General features: G+C 33.0%; 16 protein-coding genes and 1 CRISPR repeat array. Of the genes, 2 read left to right on the top strand and 14 right to left on the bottom strand.

The features are described from left to right. Positions 1-563 precede the first annotated feature (563 nt). The gene (locus tag LNQ81_RS12610) at positions 564-1157 is read left to right on the top strand and encodes a hypothetical protein (RefSeq protein WP_229947236.1); all 594 of its coding nucleotides are present in this window, start codon (positions 564-566) and stop codon (positions 1155-1157) included. Positions 1158-1174: 17 nt separating this feature from the next. On the opposite strand, the gene LNQ81_RS12605 is transcribed toward LNQ81_RS12610, so the two are convergent. The 8 genes from LNQ81_RS12605 to LNQ81_RS12570 all read right to left on the bottom strand — a co-directional run bounded on the left by LNQ81_RS12605 (position 1175) and on the right by LNQ81_RS12570 (position 8042). Beyond that, positions 1175-1879, bottom strand: coding sequence for a hypothetical protein (locus LNQ81_RS12605; RefSeq protein ID WP_229947234.1), 705 nt, complete (start codon positions 1877-1879; stop codon positions 1175-1177). A gap of 168 nt (positions 1880-2047) precedes the next feature. Then, complete coding sequence (locus tag LNQ81_RS12600) at positions 2048-2752, bottom strand: hypothetical protein (protein ID WP_229947232.1); 705 nt, start codon at positions 2750-2752, stop codon at positions 2048-2050. Positions 2753-3143: 391 nt separating this feature from the next. Then, on the bottom strand, positions 3144-3650 hold the full coding sequence (locus LNQ81_RS12595) for a hypothetical protein (protein ID WP_229947229.1): 507 nt from the start codon (positions 3648-3650) through the stop codon (positions 3144-3146). A 335-nt stretch (positions 3651-3985) separates the two neighbouring features. Next, positions 3986-4384: a cytidine deaminase family protein gene (locus LNQ81_RS12590; RefSeq protein WP_229947227.1), complete on the bottom strand. Its 399-nt coding sequence runs from the start codon at positions 4382-4384 to the stop codon at positions 3986-3988. Between the two features lie 55 nt (positions 4385-4439). Beyond that, positions 4440-5000, bottom strand: a complete 561-nt coding sequence (locus LNQ81_RS12585) for a GNAT family N-acetyltransferase (protein WP_229947226.1) — start codon at positions 4998-5000, stop codon at positions 4440-4442. Between the two features lie 196 nt (positions 5001-5196). Beyond that, positions 5197-5820 (bottom strand): carbonic anhydrase, encoded by a 624-nt coding sequence (locus LNQ81_RS12580; protein ID WP_229947224.1) that lies wholly within the window; start codon positions 5818-5820, stop codon positions 5197-5199. 2 nt (positions 5821-5822) lie between these two features. Beyond that, the gene (locus LNQ81_RS12575; protein WP_229947223.1) at positions 5823-7364 is read right to left on the bottom strand and encodes a SulP family inorganic anion transporter; all 1542 of its coding nucleotides are present in this window, start codon (positions 7362-7364) and stop codon (positions 5823-5825) included. Between the two features lie 375 nt (positions 7365-7739). Continuing rightward, the gene (locus tag LNQ81_RS12570) at positions 7740-8042 is read right to left on the bottom strand and encodes a hypothetical protein (protein ID WP_229947220.1); all 303 of its coding nucleotides are present in this window, start codon (positions 8040-8042) and stop codon (positions 7740-7742) included. A 196-nt stretch (positions 8043-8238) separates the two neighbouring features. On the opposite strand from LNQ81_RS12570, the gene LNQ81_RS12565 reads away from it, so the two are divergent. After that, positions 8239-9555, top strand: a complete 1317-nt coding sequence (locus tag LNQ81_RS12565) for an IS1380 family transposase (RefSeq protein ID WP_229947218.1) — start codon at positions 8239-8241, stop codon at positions 9553-9555. 196 nt (positions 9556-9751) lie between these two features. Here the strand turns inward: LNQ81_RS12565 and LNQ81_RS12560 are convergent, their stop codons facing one another. The 6 genes from LNQ81_RS12560 to LNQ81_RS12535 form a co-directional block, all read right to left on the bottom strand. Then, a complete protein-coding gene (locus LNQ81_RS12560) occupies positions 9752-10129 on the bottom strand; it encodes a PaaI family thioesterase (protein WP_229947216.1) in 378 nt (125 codons plus the stop codon). 213 nt (positions 10130-10342) lie between these two features. Next, a CRISPR array of direct repeats spans positions 10343-15514; the repeat unit is 30 nt; unit sequence CTTTCAATTCCTCAATGGTATGATTAGAAG. A 65-nt stretch (positions 15515-15579) separates the two neighbouring features. Continuing rightward, positions 15580-16497, bottom strand: coding sequence for an IS1595 family transposase (locus LNQ81_RS12555; protein WP_229944311.1), 918 nt, complete (start codon positions 16495-16497; stop codon positions 15580-15582). 219 nt (positions 16498-16716) lie between these two features. After that, positions 16717-16980: a CRISPR-associated endonuclease Cas2 gene (gene cas2 / locus LNQ81_RS12550; protein ID WP_229947214.1), complete on the bottom strand. Its 264-nt coding sequence runs from the start codon at positions 16978-16980 to the stop codon at positions 16717-16719. Then, positions 16980-17987, bottom strand: a complete 1008-nt coding sequence (cas1b, locus tag LNQ81_RS12545; protein WP_229947212.1) for a type I-B CRISPR-associated endonuclease Cas1b — start codon at positions 17985-17987, stop codon at positions 16980-16982. The genes cas2 and cas1b overlap by 1 nt, the downstream gene beginning before the upstream one ends. Further along, positions 17984-18469, bottom strand: a complete 486-nt coding sequence (locus LNQ81_RS12540) for a CRISPR-associated protein Cas4 (protein ID WP_229947211.1) — start codon at positions 18467-18469, stop codon at positions 17984-17986. Before LNQ81_RS12540 ends, cas1b begins: the two co-directional genes overlap by 4 nt. A 73-nt stretch (positions 18470-18542) precedes the next feature. Then, on the bottom strand, positions 18543-19601 hold the full coding sequence (locus LNQ81_RS12535; RefSeq protein ID WP_229947209.1) for a hypothetical protein: 1059 nt from the start codon (positions 19599-19601) through the stop codon (positions 18543-18545). Between the last annotated feature and the right edge of the window lie 7 nt (positions 19602-19608).

The following is a 19608-nucleotide window of genomic DNA, read 5'->3' as shown; positions in this document are numbered from 1 at the left end:
AGCATTTGCTAGTTAGTGTTAATAATGGTGATAAATACACAATATGTGAATATCTAATAATCTCAAAGATATGGCCCTAAAATAGCAAAACACAATAACAATATAGGCTAGCCAAGATTAAATACAACAGTGTTTAGTACTTACGTTTCTCATTATAATGGTACTTTTTAACGTTAATCCTTATTTTTTATGTAGCATAGCACCATTGACTAAACTAAAATCATTTAGATAAATTTCAATTTACCTGAAAAAATGAAAGAAACCTACCATAAAACCTATCAATATCTAAGTATAAATTGTTATATATTTAAATTTTATTAGAATTTTAAAACAATTTTAGATAATAATAAACATTTTATATATTGCACATATAAACAAGAGAGAAAAGGAATATATTAAAATAAATGATTTTGTAATTATTTCTTTTGCGTTAGTCTGGTCTTACAGAATTATTACTATCGTTATTTCTACTTTTGTCTATATCTAATTTCGCAAAAAGAATTGCTGAACTAAATAATGTAATAACAAGTATCACCCCTTAAGATACAGGAATAAAAATATTGATGAAAAGAAAACTAACCCTAGCTTTAGCTTTATTTGCAATTAACATTGCAGGTTTTGCACAAGACAATACCAATACAATTGATAACCAATTCAATACTTTACTTAACGAAGCTACGAACTGGCAAAACTCTAAAATTGTTCAACTAGATAAATTACAGCAATTACAAAAAAATGTAAATGACTCCCTTACAAAGTTACAGTTAACAATAGTCAATAATAAAGATGCTTCACAAGGGCATAAAGATTCTGTTGAAGCGCTAACTTCACAGCTAAAAATAACTAAGGATTCATTAAATGCAAGTATTGCTAATACTACTAATATAGATGTACTAGGTGTGTCTTCTGAGAAGTCTACATTCTTAACACTTATATGGTCTATAATGGGCTTATTAATTGTTATGTTAAGTGTTATTTACTATAGATTTAAAAAGAGTTTTTCTAGCATAAAAGAAGTGCAAAAGAAACTAAGTGATACAGAAGAAGAACTTGAAGAGCTAAGAAAATCATCTTTAGAACGCGAACAAAAGATTCGCCGTCAATTACAAGATGAAATTAACAAGAATAAACCTGTTGAGAAAAAAGACAATAACTAAAATAAAGGGGAATATAACTATTCCCCTTTTTTGTTTTTCAGTATCATAAACTCTTTATCTTCTAGTCCTAATCCCTTGATAACTTTTGTTAAAATAGACTTTTTAGATCGTTTAACTTTCGTTATTTCTTCTCTATCATTCAGTTTTACGGGCTCTATATTGTCGGGCTCTAAATCTTCAAATTCTAGTGTCGAAATCACATAAGAAGTATCTACCTTTGCCCCAGATGTATTATCAATACTCTCTAAGTGATATCGCTTAAGTATCTGGTTGGCATCAATATCCCAAAGCTGTTGATCTAATAGTTCTTCTATCACATGGTAAATTAAACCTATCTTATCTGACTCATTTTCCTCAAACTCTAGTAGTTCTCCTTTACTGTCTATGATGTCTGCTTCTACCTCTGTTACCTTGCGCACTAAAAAATTATTACGAGTATAATTTAGGTTAAATGTCATGGACTCTTCATCTATGACAAAAGACAATACCTGCTGTCCTGTTGCTTTATAAACAAGAGACGCTCTGTCAATACAGGTCAAGACTAAAGTACCTCTATCTGAAAAATACACCTCGCAATAATCTGCCTCTAACTCATTAACACAAGCCTTTTTAAAAATCGTATCTCCTTGATAGACTAATTTCTTACCCAATATATATTCTAAATCCTCTATATGGGATTGATAATTCTTATCTACTACTATTCCACCAATGATTATTCCCATATCTTATAGAATGTGTGTGCGTGTTTTTTAATTCTCAAGTCTGCTAAAGACTTCTGTTTTACAAAGGGGAAGATACATATTTCTCTAAATTATACACCCTCTAAGAATGCAAAACACTTGTTAATTAATTTACTCTTAATCTAAGGCTAGTCCTTCAAAAAAGAGCTTCTACCCTTTTCTCATTAACTTATACTCGCGTTTAAAACTTTTAGGGTTAAGATCGACAAACTCCCAATTTTCTATATCAACAAGCACCTTGCTAAAATTTGCTAGTGCTTGATCTTGCGTCCATTGTTGAGGATAGTGAAATCCTTCAAAACACACGTTTTCTATACTTGCTTCAAAACAGTGGTCAAAATCATAAAAACCACCATAGGTTAAAGCTACGTTCCCTGTCCACTTTATGGAAAATTCTCCATTGCCCAAATGGGTAAATTGGATTGTGTGATTCGCACAAGTATCATGTCCTAATAGATAAATACCAAAAGCCAAATCATCATACTCTACATCATCTGCTAAGGGCAACTTATCTAACTCAAAAACTTGACTATCTATCTCTGAGAAACTAAACTTATTTTCTGCATCGCTTAACAAAATTCCCTGATCATCAGACCAATAAGAAGAAGACATGGTACAGCAGTGATAATTATCCCACACTATTTTTGACTTCCACTGCGCATCACTAGTATACTCTTCTTGATCTTCATCCTCTTGTTCATCCTCCATATCTTCTTCCTTGCTATAATAATCATCTGTCTTTAAATGTAAATCAAACCATAGTTTATAATCTTGATCTATTCTGCCAAACCAACTAAATTCCTTAATGTTGTGCGCATCGGGATAAGCACTATCTATAAATCTTATTTCTCTCATCGAGTTATTACTTCTTTACAATTCACTTTATATTCCTGACCAAAGGTATACTGCTCTTATTTAAATACAAATAAAAAAGACTAAAATAAATACTTTAAAAAAACAGTGGAAGTGATATATATAAACGAAAACTAATTTTACATAATAAGTTTTAACTCATAACTAAATCATATTATATCATGGGTTTAAAAAAACATTAATTAGTTATCAAACAGATATTGCTTCTTGGTATTTAGCTAACCCTGATTTTTGATTAAAACAAAATATAGAGTATGTAGTCTTAAGCTAGGATTAAAAAAAACAGCCAACTAAATTTATATTTAGTTAACTGCTTTCCATAGTTATATTACTTATTATTTACTGATTCTTATTTTTTGCCCCTTTCCATTATCTACAACACTTTTTTATAGATCATTCTGATACTTGATACATCAGAAGAGTATTTTGCTGTATCATATTGATCTAGATTGCGCTGGATTACTAATTGTCCATGATCTAATAGCTCTACCTTGTATACCTGATCAGCTTTTTGTTCTAAGTTTTTACTTATACCCAAGTATAGTTTAGTACCGATTAGTTCCCACTGCCTTGGCCAACGCTCATTAAGATAATTACCTTGTTTGTCTTTTTGGCTAGAAAAGGTAGTTTGTATGGTAATTCCCTGTTTGTGGTATTCTGTAATCTGCGCAGGATAACTATGGCTAGTAGCTAAATCCTCTGTTATTACATTACCTTTTAAATCCAGTTGTTGTTTACTGACTAATTCCCACTTTCCCATTAAAAGAGAGTTACTCTTTCCTGTTTCAGTTACTTGTACATCATCGTTTGAAGAACAAGCTGTAAAAGTTGCAGTTAACATTATTGCAAATAAAATACTAAATAATGTTTGTTTTTTCATTTTGACTTGTTGTTTTGTTTTTTATTTTCAGCAAATCTATTTCAAAATTTGTGAATAATCCCAAACAAAACCTGTTTAAATATTCACAATTAGCGAATAAATACACTTTATAACTAATATTTAACAATGTTGTTTTTTAAAAACACCTAACAATCACCTTATGAGAATTTTAATTAAAATAAAACTGTTTTATTAGTGTATTCTAAGTAAACTAAAAACAACAACCCACGTTTGGTAAAACAATACAACAAACACTGATAAAAACACCTTACCTATAAAGCCAAAAAAAGACTTAGGGTACTCTTACCTAAGTCTAGTTTTACAATTAACCTGTTTTACCACTTCCTGTTGGTTGCTTTTTTCCAATCATAGGGCATCAAAGACCCTAGACTAACATATACATTATTGTCCACCTCTACTATGGCGGCTTGGTTCTCTTGAGCTAGTTGTGTCATCAGTTCTCTACATCTACCACATGGAGGTACAGCATTGCCATCTTCTGTAACAGCTACTACACGTTTGATTTTACTTTCTCCATGTTTTAGCATTTCTGCCACTGCTGCATGCTCAGCACAAAATCCCATTGAACAGGCCGTATCTATACTTACTCCCGTAAATACATTACCATCTACTGTTTGTATGGCTGCAGCTACACTGCCATAGGCAATAAAATCATTTAATTCATTGGCCTTAGCATATAAAAGTGCTATAGCTTTTAGATCTACACTTTCCATTTACTTATTTTATTACTAATACAAAATATTGTATAAACATTTCTTTTTCTCTTTTTTAAACACCTACTTCTTTTTTGAATTCATTGGCTAAAAGGCCAAATACTACAGAGTCCTCTACTTGTCCATTATCCACATAATGACCTCTTAACTGCCCCTCTTTTACAAAGCCCATTTTGGCAACTGTTCTTAGCGATGCTATATTATCTGGACTCACAAATGCCTCTACTCTGGTTAAGTTCATTGTACTAAATCCATAGTCTAAAACTGTTTTGAGTACTTCGGTCATAACTCCTTTTTCTTTCCACTTATCTGTATATAGCCCATAACCTATTTCGGCTCTATTATGTTCTAAATACCAGGTATGAAACCCACAGTACCCTATCACCTTATCTGAAACTCTATCCAGAATCAAAAACATCAAATATGATTTATTATATGTTCTAAAACCATATAGCCTTTTTCTCTTCTCCTCTACTACTTCATCACGGGGTATACCAATATAGTATTCCATTTCTTGATCTGTAGCTAATTTTAGGAATTCCTGATAAGGCTCAGCCTCAAGTATCCTAAGTTTAAATCGTGCTGTATCAATACAGTCAAATATAAATTCTCTCATTTTATGTTTTAGTAAGTAATAGCTTAAATATATATATTATTATTGCTATTATACATAAACACAAAGTAAAAAAAATAATACTTTACCTTATTATTTTTTTGTACCAACAAGCATATTTCTAAACTGAATCGACATCAGTATACATAAAAAAGGGCATCTTTAAAAAGACACCCTTAATTTCTCTAATCAAAGATCCTTAACAGATCAGCTCAACCTTGCCACTTACTACATCGTAATAAGCCCCCACTACTCCAATCTTTTCTTGCTCAATTAACCTAGTTAAAGAAGGACTCACTTTTTGCAGTTCAGCCACGATTGTTCTTACATTCTCTATTGTAACTAACTCTACTAAATCTGCAGCTACTAGTTCTTCCCCAGCGTGTTTTGCTTTTACTTTATCTACCACAGGATGGATGCGCTCTAAGATAGTATCTAACTTACCTAAGCTTGTGTGATTACAAGCACCAGTTACCGCACCACATCTGCTATGTCCTAATACCATAATAAGCTTACTACCGACTACATTACACGCATATTCCATACTTCCAATTACTTCATCTGTCAGCACATTTCCGGCTATTCTCAAACTAAATATATCTCCAATTCCTTGATCTAATACGTGCTCCAATGGGGCTCTACTATCCATACAGCTCAAAATCACAGCGTGTGGATGTTGTCCATCTTTTGTCTCTTGCAACTGGTGTAGGAAGTTGCGGTTAAACTTTAAGTTATTTACAAAGCGGTTGTTTCCCTCTAATAGTAAATCTAAACTTTGAGCAGGTGTTGTGTTTTCTAATATTTCTTTTGTAAATGAATTCATAGTTATATTGTTTTTCTGTGTGATAAAATGATGTTCTGTTGGTCTTTTGATACCTTGATTTGTTTGTGGAACCCCGTGGTTGTAATTAATATATTTTTCTCTTTCGCCTTCACGTTAATAAAGTTTTCAATCAACTCTAAGACATCAATGTGGATATACCCCATTCGCTTAGCATCAATGGCTAGGTGGCAATCATCAGGCAATTGGTATAACCTATTCTTGATGGCTGTCTTATTTAAAAAGGATACTTCCTCTGCTAAAGTCAACGTATATACTAATTGCTCTTCTTTTACAGAGCGTTGCATAGAAAAGGCCTTTCGGACATTACCAATAAGTAGAAACAAAACGCTGATACCCATTCCTACCATTACTCCTACTAATAAATCTGTAACTACTACCATAATAAATGTGATGATAAATGGGATAAACTGTGTGTAACCTTTATGCCAAAAGTGCATAACTATAGTTGGTCGAGCAAGGTTATACCCTACCAAAATAAGTACTGCTGCTAAAGATGCCAATGGAATCATATTTAACACCAAAGGCAATGAGATAACAGCGATTAACAGAAATACTCCATGGATTACAGCAGAAGCTTTATATAGTCCTCCTGCATTGACATTAGCAGATGATCTCACAACTACCGATGTCATAGGCAGTCCGCCTAATAGTGAACTAAGGATATTACCAATCCCCTGTACTTTTAACTCTCTATTGGTATTGGTATGACGCTTTAATGGATCTAATCTATCTGTCGCTTCCACACATAATAATGTTTCAATAGAAGCTACAATAGCTATCGTACCACCTATCATCCATACTGCTGGATTAGCAAAGCCTGTCCAATCTGGAAACACCAAAATAGACGTAATATCAGACAAACTCTCAAACAAAGGTATAGATACCAATCTTGATTGATCAATTGCTAATGAGCTTCCCGTTGCTATCCAAAACTGATTGATTAAAATACCTACTACAACTACGATTAATGCAGCAGGTAAGAAAGAGACTTTCTTGGTCCACTTCATCTTATTCCAAACAAGTAATATCACAAGGGAAATAACAGCTATAATGATAGTTCCTTTTTGAACTGAACCAAAAGAAGTAATATCTCCTAATGCTCCTACTCCAAAGACTAATGGCAGCTGCTTAATTAAAATCACTAATCCGATACCTGCAAGCATCCCTTCGATTACACTCGATGGAAAGTAATTCGCTATTGTACCTGAACGCAATAGTCCCAAAACGATTTGTAATACTCCTGCAATGACCCCAGCAGTTAATAAAAGCTGGAATGAACCAAGCTCTGTTACCGCGCCTAAGATAATCGCGGCCAATCCTGCTGCAGGACCGCTTACACTTATATTTGAGTTACTTAACACCCCTACTACTATTCCTCCAATTATCCCTGATATAATCCCTGAAATAGGCGGGGCACCCGATGCTAACGCAATCCCTAAACACAGTGGGAGTGCGACTAAAAAGACCACAAGGCCTGGGGCAACACTTCTCTTTAGTGCTGCCATACTCATATTATTTGTCATTGTAATTTTACGCTTAAGTTTTTCCTTTTATACCTTAAGGTTATAGCCTAGATAAAGGCAATACAAAGTCTGTTGATTAATTGTTTCCAAAAAATCAAGGTGTTAGACATTGAAAAGTTCAATATCAAATGGTTTAAACCTATAATCAGGTTAAAAGGAAAATGATTAATTAACTAGAGTCTTTGTCATTGCAAACAAGTAACACTTTTGCAAAAAAGACTACTGTTAGAACAAAAGACACTATAGGAGTCAGAAAAAAACATAGCACATGCTCTACAGTATATCAACTGCATAATCATTCTTATCTATAATAATAGAGAAGTCTCCTATAAAATGTCTTTTGTATCCTCTATTAGCGTTTGCTAATAGAAATCACTAAACTAAGGGTTCAGGAGGAGGTAATAAAATATCGAATTCTTGTGATTCGTATATAAGTTTAAGTTGAGAAAAGTTTGATTCCAACCCTTTTCCTGAATCTAATAGATTAAAATCTTTAGAAGAACTAAAGTCCCAAAGATGGCCTTTCTCTTCTTCTTCAGCATTGGTAATTGGTTTCTTGTTCTCTTCCGAAATTGTCACTGAAGGTATATCCAACTCAATACCCGCTAACACCGCAATAGTCGGCATAGCGATAAAGTTTACAAAGAAGAATAATACGATTAGTGATACATATTTCATAGGAACAAAAATAGTTTTTTTAGAAAAAAAACAAGACGTTGAGTTGTTAATTTTGCTATAAATTAGTAGGTACGCTTCTAAGTGTAATTTCTCTGTTTTATTGTTTATTTTTGCTTAAACCCACATTCCGCATTAGAAAAAGATGTATATTTATTAAGTGTAATTCCTAACGCGTAGCGTTAGAAAATTTAAGCCTATGAATTTTGATCTATCCTTTACAAACAAAGAGATTACACCATGGGGTGGAATGGTCTTTTTAAAGCAAATGTTAGATAAAATAGGCTTTAAATCTCAGATTAATTCTTGTGAAAGTCTTCCTTGTCAAAATTCTAATAGAGCACATGATATTGATGTGATTTTAGAGTCTTTTATGGCAAGTGTTTGGTGTGGTGCAAACCGCTTTTTACACACAGAAGTAATTAGACATGATAAAGCTTTTGATAAAATATTTAACTGGCGAACTTCACCAGGTCAAGATGTGTATAAACGTTATTTTTCTAAGTTCGATGCTAGTAGTAACATTGAAACTGCTAAGCACTTTTTTCAATGGTTTTTTGAAAACATCAACTTAAATTATTTTACCTTAGATATTGACTCTACTGTCATAACTCGTTATGGAAAACAGCAACAAGGAGCTAAAAGAGGGTATAATCCAAGTAAAAAAGGACGTAAATCTCATCACCCTATTATAGCTTTTGTAAATGATATTCGCATGGTAGCCAACTTTTGGTTGCGAAGTGGAGATACAAGTTCTGCCAACAACTTCATTAACTTCTTAGAGGATACTTTATCTGTTTTTGGGAATAAGAAAGTAGGTTTAATTCGATTAGACAGTGGTTTTTTTCAAAAGGATATTTTAGATCATTTAGAGTCTAAACCTATGAACTACATTATTGCTGCTAAGTTTACTCATCCTGTGCAAAGGCTAGTAGACAGTCAAACCTCTTGGCTAAATGTCGATGAAGGTATCCAAATAAATGACACCTTCTACCAAGCTAAAAATTGGGAAAAACCTAGAAGAGTTATCATTGTAAGACAGAAAATAAGTAAACGTCCACAAGCACCTGGAAAAACATTAAGTCTATTTCCAGAAGATGAAATACACAGAAATTACAGATACTCCGCCTATGTTACAAACTTGGAGTGTGGGGCCTATGATGTATGGAAAAACTATCGAGCAAGAGGCGACGCAGAGAATAGAATCAAAGAACTAAAACAAGACTTTGGAGCAGAATCTTTTAATCTAAAAGACTTCTATGCTACCGAAGCTGCTCTAATCTTTGTGATGATTGCTTATAATCTAATGGTACTGTTTAGAATGTTTGTTTTACAAGAAAAAACACAAAAATCACTTTCTACATTAAGATATAGAACCTTTGCTATTGGAGCTTATTTTGAGAAAACAAATGACACGATCAAGCTTAAAATAGCACTGGTCAAGAAACGACGAAAATGGTTCGTAGGTTTATGGGATTATCCTTTAGACCTACCTTTAAAGTTGCCTAATGCGTAATCTGGGTTAAAAGGATAATATGAAAGTACAAATACTTATCATGTTATATAAAAAAAGCCCACTCGATTGTGAATGGGCTATTATATTATCTAAAGGTCATGCAGTTTGACACTGCGTGTGCATATAGTTTGCCTTTATCATCTACTAACTCACATTCCAAGTAAGCGGTAGTTCTACCCTTGTGAATAATCTTTGTTTAAGTCTTTAAAGTAGGTGAATCAGCAGTAATCTTACACAAGAAATTTACTTTCAAATCTAAGGATGTAAAGCTCTCCCCTATTTCTAAGGTTCTTAATAATGAGCAGCCGATGGCTGAGTCTAGTACTGTACTGATAATCCCGCCATGTACATTCTCGATAGGATTATAATGAAACTCCTCGCATTTTAATTGGAATATTACCTGTCCTTTCTCCACAGAGACTACTCGTGATGATATGGCCTTTTGAATTGGAGCCATTGGTAGATTCCCCTCTAGTACATTTATCAGAAAGTCATATCCATTTAGCTTCTTGGCTTCTTCTAATGCTTTTATAGGGTCCTCCCAAGAGAAGGTACGTGTTCTATCTGCAGCCATAGTTTGGTTAAGTTAATAAGAGAATTACAATATAAGGAATCCTGATAAGGGATCATTAATAGTAAATTAATATTTTCACATCAATTCTTAGATGATATAATTAGAAGTGAACAGCTGCACAAATCAAGCTTCCTTACAAAAAACTTTCAATTCCTTAATGGGGTATGATTAGAAATTCATGCTAACAGGATTAGCAGCTTACTTCTTACAGCGCTTTCAATTCCTCAATAGTATGATTAGAAGTATTCTCGCTCTTAGCTTGGATGCAATCGTCAATTACTTTTAATTCCTAAATGGTATGACTAGAAGTTGTCCATATAAGGCTTATCTGCCCTAATATTGATCTTTTAATTCTTAAATGGTATGATTAGAAGATTGGTAATTGTTACCAACTCCCGTGTAAACATTCTTTCAATTCCTCAATGGTACGATTAAAAGTTTACTTGATTGTTTGGTGCTATTACTTTGTTCTTTCAATTCCTCAATGGTATGATTAGAAGTGAGATACTAAACATTAGACCTAAGAAGATAGAGAACTTTCAATTCCTCAATGGTATGATTAGAAGTAATTCAGGTGAATTGATTACAAATTCTAATTCTATCTTTCAATTCCTCAATGGTATGATTAGAAGCTGATGCCCATCCGCATATATCCATTATAACTTTGTTCTTTCAATTCCTCAATGGTATGATTAGAAGTGCACTCCATTTATGGTAGGAGTTAAACCTTGTCCTCTTTCAATTCCTCAATGGTATGATTAGAAGTCAAAGATCAGGAGCTATATACTGAGTACTCTGTAAACTTTCAATTCCTCAATGGTATGATTAGAAGTGCCTTAGAAAATGCCTTACCTTGTGTTTGAACAACCTTTCAATTCCTCAATGGTATGATTAGAAGTGCACCAAAAACCATTTTAAAGTAAACTTTACCATCCTTTCAATTCCTCAATGGTATGATTAGAAGACTATCCCTTGGGTATTTCTTATTTTCTTGTTTTACCTTTCAATTCCTCAATGGTATGATTAGAAGTTATGTGCCTACTGTGAGTATAGAGGATGCGTTTGACTTTCAATTCCTCAATGGTATGATTAGAAGTGTTACTCCCATGTTTGTTGCTCCACCTCTATCTAACTTTCAATTCCTCAATGGTATGATTAGAAGCAGAAATGGCAAAACCGTTTGATAATTCCCAACTTACTTTCAATTCCTCAATGGTATGATTAGAAGTATCACTTTTAAAACTAGAATAAAACCAAAAGCAACTTTCAATTCCTCAATGGTATGATTAGAAGTGTAGAAAATTAACAACAATCACATACGATAAGTTTACTTTCAATTCCTCAATGGTATGATTAGAAGTACCTGCTTTTGCTACTGCATCTAAGTTTGCTTGAATCTTTCAATTCCTCAATGGTATGATTAGAAGCATGAAAACTTCAGATAACAACTCAGTTACAAATGTCTTTCAATTCCTCAATGGTATGATTAGAAGTAGAGAATAATAAAAAGTACTATATCAAGTTTTTGGCTTTCAATTCCTCAATGGTATGATTAGAAGCAGCACGAACCTGGACTTCATTCCAGCTTATCGAATCTTTCAATTCCTCAATGGTATGATTAGAAGGCAATATGATTCATCATTTATTTTTATTGTTTTTGACTTTCAATTCCTCAATGGTATGATTAGAAGAACCCCGAAAACGTATCTTCTATTAATTATGTGACTCTTTCAATTCCTCAATGGTATGATTAGAAGGTTTTCGGCTATCGCATACATTCGCGTTACAATGTGCTTTCAATTCCTCAATGGTATGATTAGAAGTATACTTAACCATTTTAACGATATCAGCTTCTTTAACTTTCAATTCCTCAATGGTATGATTAGAAGCAAGTCTGCCCTTGAACTTATTAGGGCTTGTACTTACTTTCAATTCCTCAATGGTATGATTAGAAGCAAGTCTGCCCTTGAACTTATTAGGGCTTGTACTTACTTTCAATTCCTCAATGGTATGATTAGAAGTTCGCAAGTGGTTTGGGAAAATGACCAATAAAGACTCTTTCAATTCCTCAATGGTATGATTAGAAGTGTAATTTATGGGGATCAAACTTCAAAGTATTCAATCTTTCAATTCCTCAATGGTATGATTAGAAGCTTGAATGGACGTTGTATCAAATATCAATCAGATACTTTCAATTCCTCAATGGTATGATTAGAAGAGAATTTAGTCAATCAGATAGGGTTGTTAAGCAGGTCTTTCAATTCCTCAATGGTATGATTAGAAGCTAATTTTTCTCTTCCACCTTTAGCTTCTTCTTGTGCTTTCAATTCCTCAATGGTATGATTAGAAGCCCACTTAGTGGATGCATAAGATAAAGGTCTTCCTAACTTTCAATTCCTCAATGGTATGATTAGAAGGGGGCGCCCCGGTCGGTGAAGTTGTTTTTCTAACTTCTTTCAATTCCTCAATGGTATGATTAGAAGCATTTTTTCAAGCAAAGCCTTTGTTTTTTTATCAATCTTTCAATTCCTCAATGGTATGATTAGAAGAAGAAATCCCCCCTGCCTCGGACAGTGAAGAAGCTGCTTTCAATTCCTCAATGGTATGATTAGAAGCATTTGCAAACCTTTTCCCATCAAAGCTACAACCATCTTTCAATTCCTCAATGGTATGATTAGAAGTTTTTCTTTCAATAAATCTTCTTCTGTTTTACTCTCCTTTCAATTCCTCAATGGTATGATTAGAAGAACACTGTATGTACCTTTTGAAGTACGTGAAAAAATCTTTCAATTCCTCAATGGTATGATTAGAAGTCCTTCTTCAGCTTTTTTAGTTTCATTAGTAACTTTCTTTCAATTCCTCAATGGTATGATTAGAAGTGTATGGGCATTAGAACTGTACGCAAAGGAGAAAGTCTTTCAATTCCTCAATGGTATGATTAGAAGTTCCATCACTCCCACGTCTTACTATTGTGTTATTTGTCTTTCAATTCCTCAATGGTATGATTAGAAGTTGATGGTCAACAAAAATATGAGGCTTTATTTAATTCTTTCAATTCCTCAATGGTATGATTAGAAGTTCAAATGGTAATTCCTGAAGCTTTTTATCAAAATTCTTTCAATTCCTCAATGGTATGATTAGAAGCACTGAAATAATACACGCCAGCCGTGTGACTTGTGCCTTTCAATTCCTCAATGGTATGATTAGAAGAGGCAGCGTCGGGGTTGCTAATTACATTTTAGAAAACTTTCAATTCCTCAATGGTATGATTAGAAGATGAGAACTTCAGATAATAGATCTATGACAAATGTCTTTCAATTCCTCAATGGTATGATTAGAAGAGCGAAACTGTTTTAGGATTAGAAGATGCTAAGAATCTTTCAATTCCTCAATGGTATGATTAGAAGCTTTGGCGAGCTTGACGTACTTCCTCATCTCCCATCTTTCAATTCCTCAATGGTATGATTAGAAGATCATCCATTCATTTTCACTTAGGTAGTTTAGTTCACTTTCAATTCCTCAATGGTATGATTAGAAGAGTTTAAGTGCTAAAATGAATATTGCTCGTTCAGCTCTTTCAATTCCTCAATGGTATGATTAGAAGTAAGTCAAATAGTGCTTTAGTTAGTTTTACTTCTTGCTTTCAATTCCTCAATGGTATGATTAGAAGTATTCAGGCAGTCTTTAATCACTGTATCACGCATTTCTTTCAATTCCTCAATGGTATGATTAGAAGCATACTTATAAAATTATCTGTAATTGATGTTGAAGACTTTCAATTCCTCAATGGTATGATTAGAAGATCGACCTATACGGTGCTATCTTCTTACTCCATACTCTTTCAATTCCTCAATGGTATGATTAGAAGTTATATGCTCTTTTATGATTACCTTTTGCTAAAGCTCTTTCAATTCCTCAATGGTATGATTAGAAGACGTTATGCAAAAGGACAAGTTAAAGAGCATAGTGTCTTTCAATTCCTCAATGGTATGATTAGAAGTAAGTTTTCTTTAGTTGCTGATTTAAGCATTGTAACCTTTCAATTCCTCAATGGTATGATTAGAAGTCCCATAGGAATTTACGTTGTGATTGGAAAGGGTTCTTTCAATTCCTCAATGGTATGATTAGAAGACAATGTTTGAAAACCTATTGAAGGGTGCTGATTATCTTTCAATTCCTCAATGGTATGATTAGAAGGTGTTTTAATTCATTTATTCCATTTGCTTCTAAAATCTTTCAATTCCTCAATGGTATGATTAGAAGACTAGATTCTCTGTCCTTTTTTACCACTCTTAACGCTCTTTCAATTCCTCAATGGTATGATTAGAAGTGCTATAGTAAAGTTCTCTAGAAGCTTAGTACAATTCTTTCAATTCCTCAATGGTATGATTAGAAGTTATTCCTCTATAAACAAATAAACCGTACATTAATTCTTTCAATTCCTCAATGGTATGATTAGAAGAGCTTTAGCTCCCACTGGAGTAGCTGCTAATAATATCTTTCAATTCCTCAATGGTATGATTAGAAGTACAGTAGTAAAACAGTTTAAAGACAAAGCTAAAATCTTTCAATTCCTCAATGGTATGATTAGAAGATCTATAGAAGAAAAACAACAACTATTACAGATATACTTTCAATTCCTCAATGGTATGATTAGAAGTTTTTTACTAAGAGAAAACACTAATTTCTGATGTTCTTTCAATTCCTCAATGGTATGATTAGAAGTAATTTCATTTGTAAGAACTTTCCTCCTTTTACCATCTTTCAATTCCTCAATGGTATGATTAGAAGATCGACTCTAAGAATATCTTTATCAAAGAGATCTAACTTTCAATTCCTCAATGGTATGATTAGAAGCAAGTTTTGCAACTTTACGCGGTTGTTGTGTCTAGTCTTTCAATTCCTCAATGGTATGATTAGAAGCTGGTGTCTTATGGCTCTACCTTCACTATAAAAATACTTTCAATTCCTCAATGGTATGATTAGAAGGATGTTGACATCTCAATTGATTGATAAAGGATTGTTCTTTCAATTCCTCAATGGTATGATTAGAAGAACCCAATGGAGTGGCTTTACTATGTTGTATTTACCCTTTCAATTCCTCAATGGTATGATTAGAAGCTGTGGTCAAGTAGTAACTGTTCGTAACGCTCTTTACTTTCAATTCCTCAATGGTATGATTAGAAGTTTACTATCTGAACGTTTTCTTTGCCTTTAATACTTCTTTCAATTCCTCAATGGTATGATTAGAAGCTATCGTGCTCACCAGTGCAAAGAAATCTATCTGTACTTTCAATTCCTCAATGGTATGATTAGAAGTTTTGCTGTTATAGCTTTTTTACCCATTAAAAAACACTTTCAATTCCTCAATGGTATGATTAGAAGCCGTGAAATTCACGACATAAAAAAGCCTCTTTATTAGGCTTCACAAATATATTTATGTATGTCCGTTATTTGTCATAAGCTGTAATATTGGCAATAATAAGCCTATCAAAGAGCTTTTCACCAAAGTATCTTCTATTAAGTTTATAAACGAATTCATCTAAGTAAGCTTGAAGGTATTTTCGTTTAATTTTATGGTAATTTCCCAGTAGATTTCTTTTAGCATTACTGATAGCTATATGTACCCATTTTAGAGTCTCTTTTGTTGTTTGTTCTGATGATTTTTCAGTAATATGTATCTGAACAAAATCTGAAATATCTACATAAGAAGTACTCTTATCAGTTAAGACAATGCTACTTTCTTCAATATTTTTCCTGATCATTTCATTAACACTTTCAGCTTTATGATCTTCTAAAACAACAGCTTTAAAAAAGCGTACATGATTTTGTTTTTCACCTGTTTCTATGTTCTCTAAAACTGTACTTTCAGCCATAATAGCAACATTTTGAACACCTGTAGATCCTCGACCACTTTTAGTTTTAGATTTCTCTATTTCAGATGTTTCTACTTTAAAATATCCCTCATCCATCTCTAACATTCCCTCTAAAGTATACTTGCTATCTCTATTACCCATTGCCTTGCGAAGCTTATGTACCATTGCCCATACTGGCTCATATCTTTTTAGTCCTAATTGCTTTTGAATTTCTAAAGTTGAAAAGCCTTTTTTAGTCGCTGTCATTAAGAACATTGTCTTATACCATATCAAAAAAGATAGTTTTGAATGCTCCATAATTGTACCACTTTTTAAAGTCATACGAGAACGACATTTTTTACATTCATAACTCCATCTACTTTGAATCCAATAGTGGGCATCATGACCACATCTTTGACAAGTAACTCCTAACTTATCACGTTGCTCTTTAAAATGTAAACGGCAAGCTTCTTCACTTGTAAATTCAGCCGAAAAGGTAAAAAGGTTTAGCATGACTTTCTTATGTTTTAGACTACAAATATAGCATTATGTCGTTAAACGGAGATACATTAATATATTTATTTCATTTTTTACATCCAAAATTAGTCGACCTATAATAACCGATTTCCTCCTTAGGTGCGACTACATCTTAAACAACTGATTATCAATTAGCATTTTACTTTACTACAATATTTCAAAGAACAAAGTTTCTATAAGTAGCACTATCGACGACTATAAGAAGTTATCCAACTCATTCTTCTCCTTTCCTAGTACTTGTTTTTCCAGCCATTTTTCTTGCCTACTTTTAAATATGATAACACTATCCTTCTCCTTATCTAATATTAACTTAGCTTCTAATAATAATTCTTTTAGCTTCACTTCTGTAATCTCTCCCTCAAATACTGAATTCTGTATCCAATTCAAATATTTTCTACAGAGTTTAAGCATCTTACCTACTTTCTTATCGCTAATATCATAAACTAATATTACGTACATTACCATCTAGATTTAAAAGGTTTATACTCTTCTATATCCAAAATATGTTTACTCAACTTATAACATTCTAATTTAATCAGGTGTTTATAACTAATATTGCGCTTAAGTACAGGATGCTTAAAGGTTTCTGTTATTTTTTCCTCCCAAGCCTTAACAAATATTTTTCTTCCTGACTCTGTTAAAATACAACTATTTAATTGATGATCAAAGTCTTTGGCTTGTATCTCCTTTTTATTTAACAACCTAAATATCAATCGATCAACTAAAAGTGGCTTAAATATCTCTGCTAAATCAAGAGCTAGTGAATAGCGTCTATATCCAGGTTCGTGCAAAAAACTAATCGTAGGATTAAGTTGTGTATGATAAATCTGACCCAAACACAAGGTGTAACACAGCATATTACCAAAAGAGATTAAAGCATTTATCTCATTTTCAGGAGGCCGTTTACTTCTGTTACCCATTGTAAAATCAGGAATTATTATCTCATTAAAAGCAGAATAATACATTTGTCTAATATTCCCCTCTACTCCCATTAACTCGTCTACCTCTGTACTTGTATCAATAAGTAGATTATACTTCTCTATACTATCCTGTACATTTTGTAAATCTCTTTCTCTATTTATATAGTAACGTAGGTTCTTCACCATATTAAACGACGCTCCAGATACAAATTTTCTTGCCAATTCTAATCTTTTTTTCTTATCTATATAGCTTTTTGTTTGTTCTATTTGCATCTTACCTGCTAATAAATATTCTTTTGGCATAAAAGAACCTGCATAGTGTTCATAGTAATCAAAAAAATGAACAGCAATTCCTGCTTTACCTAAAAAAGTATATAAAGCACTATTGGCATCTAAACTACCAAAACAGAATAAATCTGCAACTCCTTCTATTGGAATATACTTCGGCGTACCTTCATTGCCATTTGAATCCGTGGGTATAAACTTCAGTGTATTATCCGTTCTACTTAAACGCCCAGGATTGAATAAATAATAAGTCTTTTTCATTGTTCATCAATATAGCAAAGTTCATAATAAGAGCATTTTTTGCAAATACTTTTCTTCTCTAATTCAGGGCAATTACTATTAGTAACTACCTTATCAATATTGCTTAACCATTGTAATATTTCTACCCTAAAACTCTCATCCCATAATATAAAATCACGATGTTTAAGTTTAGGATACTCTATTATAGCTTTAGGCTCAACTACCCCATGTTTATTCAATATAAAAAGGTAATATTTAACTTGTGCAATATGAGCTTTCTCTATTTTACTAGACTTTTTCACCTCATGAATAGTTTGATTTTTAGCGTCATAAAAGTCAATAACTATATTTCCTATTGCCAATTCTGTATATTTCCTTGATCGATCTAAATAAGTCGTTTCAGCGATTAGCTTTCCTTCTGCCACTATTTGGGAAGTATGTTCCATAGTAATACCGTTTGCAAACAGCCACAGTTTGCGTAAACATACATGATAGTATGCCATATGAGTGCCAGTAATGTTCATTACATCAAAAAAATAACGCAAGAACCGTTACCAATTCTTGCGCTAAATTATTTTATAGCTGATTCTCAAAATCAAATGACATCATCTGATCTATTAAATACTGTTCTGCTCTTTGCATTGCATCTACGGTTTCGCCCTTGGTTAGAATATATCCTCCTGCTTGTAAACTAATAAAAGTTTCTACTCCTTTAATACTTTCATCCACAATCGGTTCAGCTTTACGAGTATCGTCGTCTACCAATTTTGCACGGATACTTGCTGCTATTAGATTAGCATTATTACTAACACTTAATGCCAAAGTATCCATTAAACTAAAAGTTCTTGATTGATTTGATGTAATCTTCCAATTAACAATAGCATAAGCAAGAGCTTTGCTCCATTGTTCTCTTAAACTCTTTGGTGCTACTAAACAATCCCCAAATATATTTTTCATCTCTTTCCATCCTTCAGCTTTTAGTTTTTCTATAGTCCCATCAGATACCTCTGGTTCAAAACTATTTAAACTAACGGTAAACAATCTTCTTAAATCTATTGCTATATCAGAAACAAATAATCCAGAAGCTCTACTTTGGTCCGGTATCCATTTTCTACTTAAACTTCTATCTTTCCCCTCTAAAAAAGCTACTATTTGATCAGTACTCAAAGCATTTCCCTTTTCATCCCTTACAATTACTTCATTATTGGGTCTATCACTTCTATCAAATGATGCATTGTCTTTATCTACACCTGCTAACAAAGGATGTAAACCTCTCATTGCAGAAATAGATAATGGACTACGTCTTTTTAAAGTACGTTCGGTTCCTCCTTTAGCAGCTTTCATCCACCCACCAAACAATTGATCAACATAACCAGGATCACAAGTTCCATATACCTCTCCTTCTTTTAACTCTTTTTGCTTAACTACATCAAACAAAAAAGTAGTTGGACTTGGCATTACATTTAATGCTTCACAAATACTATCTATAATAGAACGCTTTACTTGCTGACCACTTGAAAACGGGATTCTTCTATTAAATTGAGCATCATAATACGATTTTTGTCCATCCGCTACACAGAATACTGTATGCTCGGCTCTTTTTAAAGTACGGATATAAATTGTTGAATTCTTCATAATATTT

Source organism: Myroides oncorhynchi (assembly GCF_020905415.1).
In the GTDB taxonomy this organism is placed as follows: Bacteria; Bacteroidota; Bacteroidia; order Flavobacteriales; family Flavobacteriaceae; genus Flavobacterium; species Flavobacterium oncorhynchi_A.
Note: the sequence above shows the minus strand (reverse complement) of the source record. Positions and strands in the feature narration are given on the sequence as shown.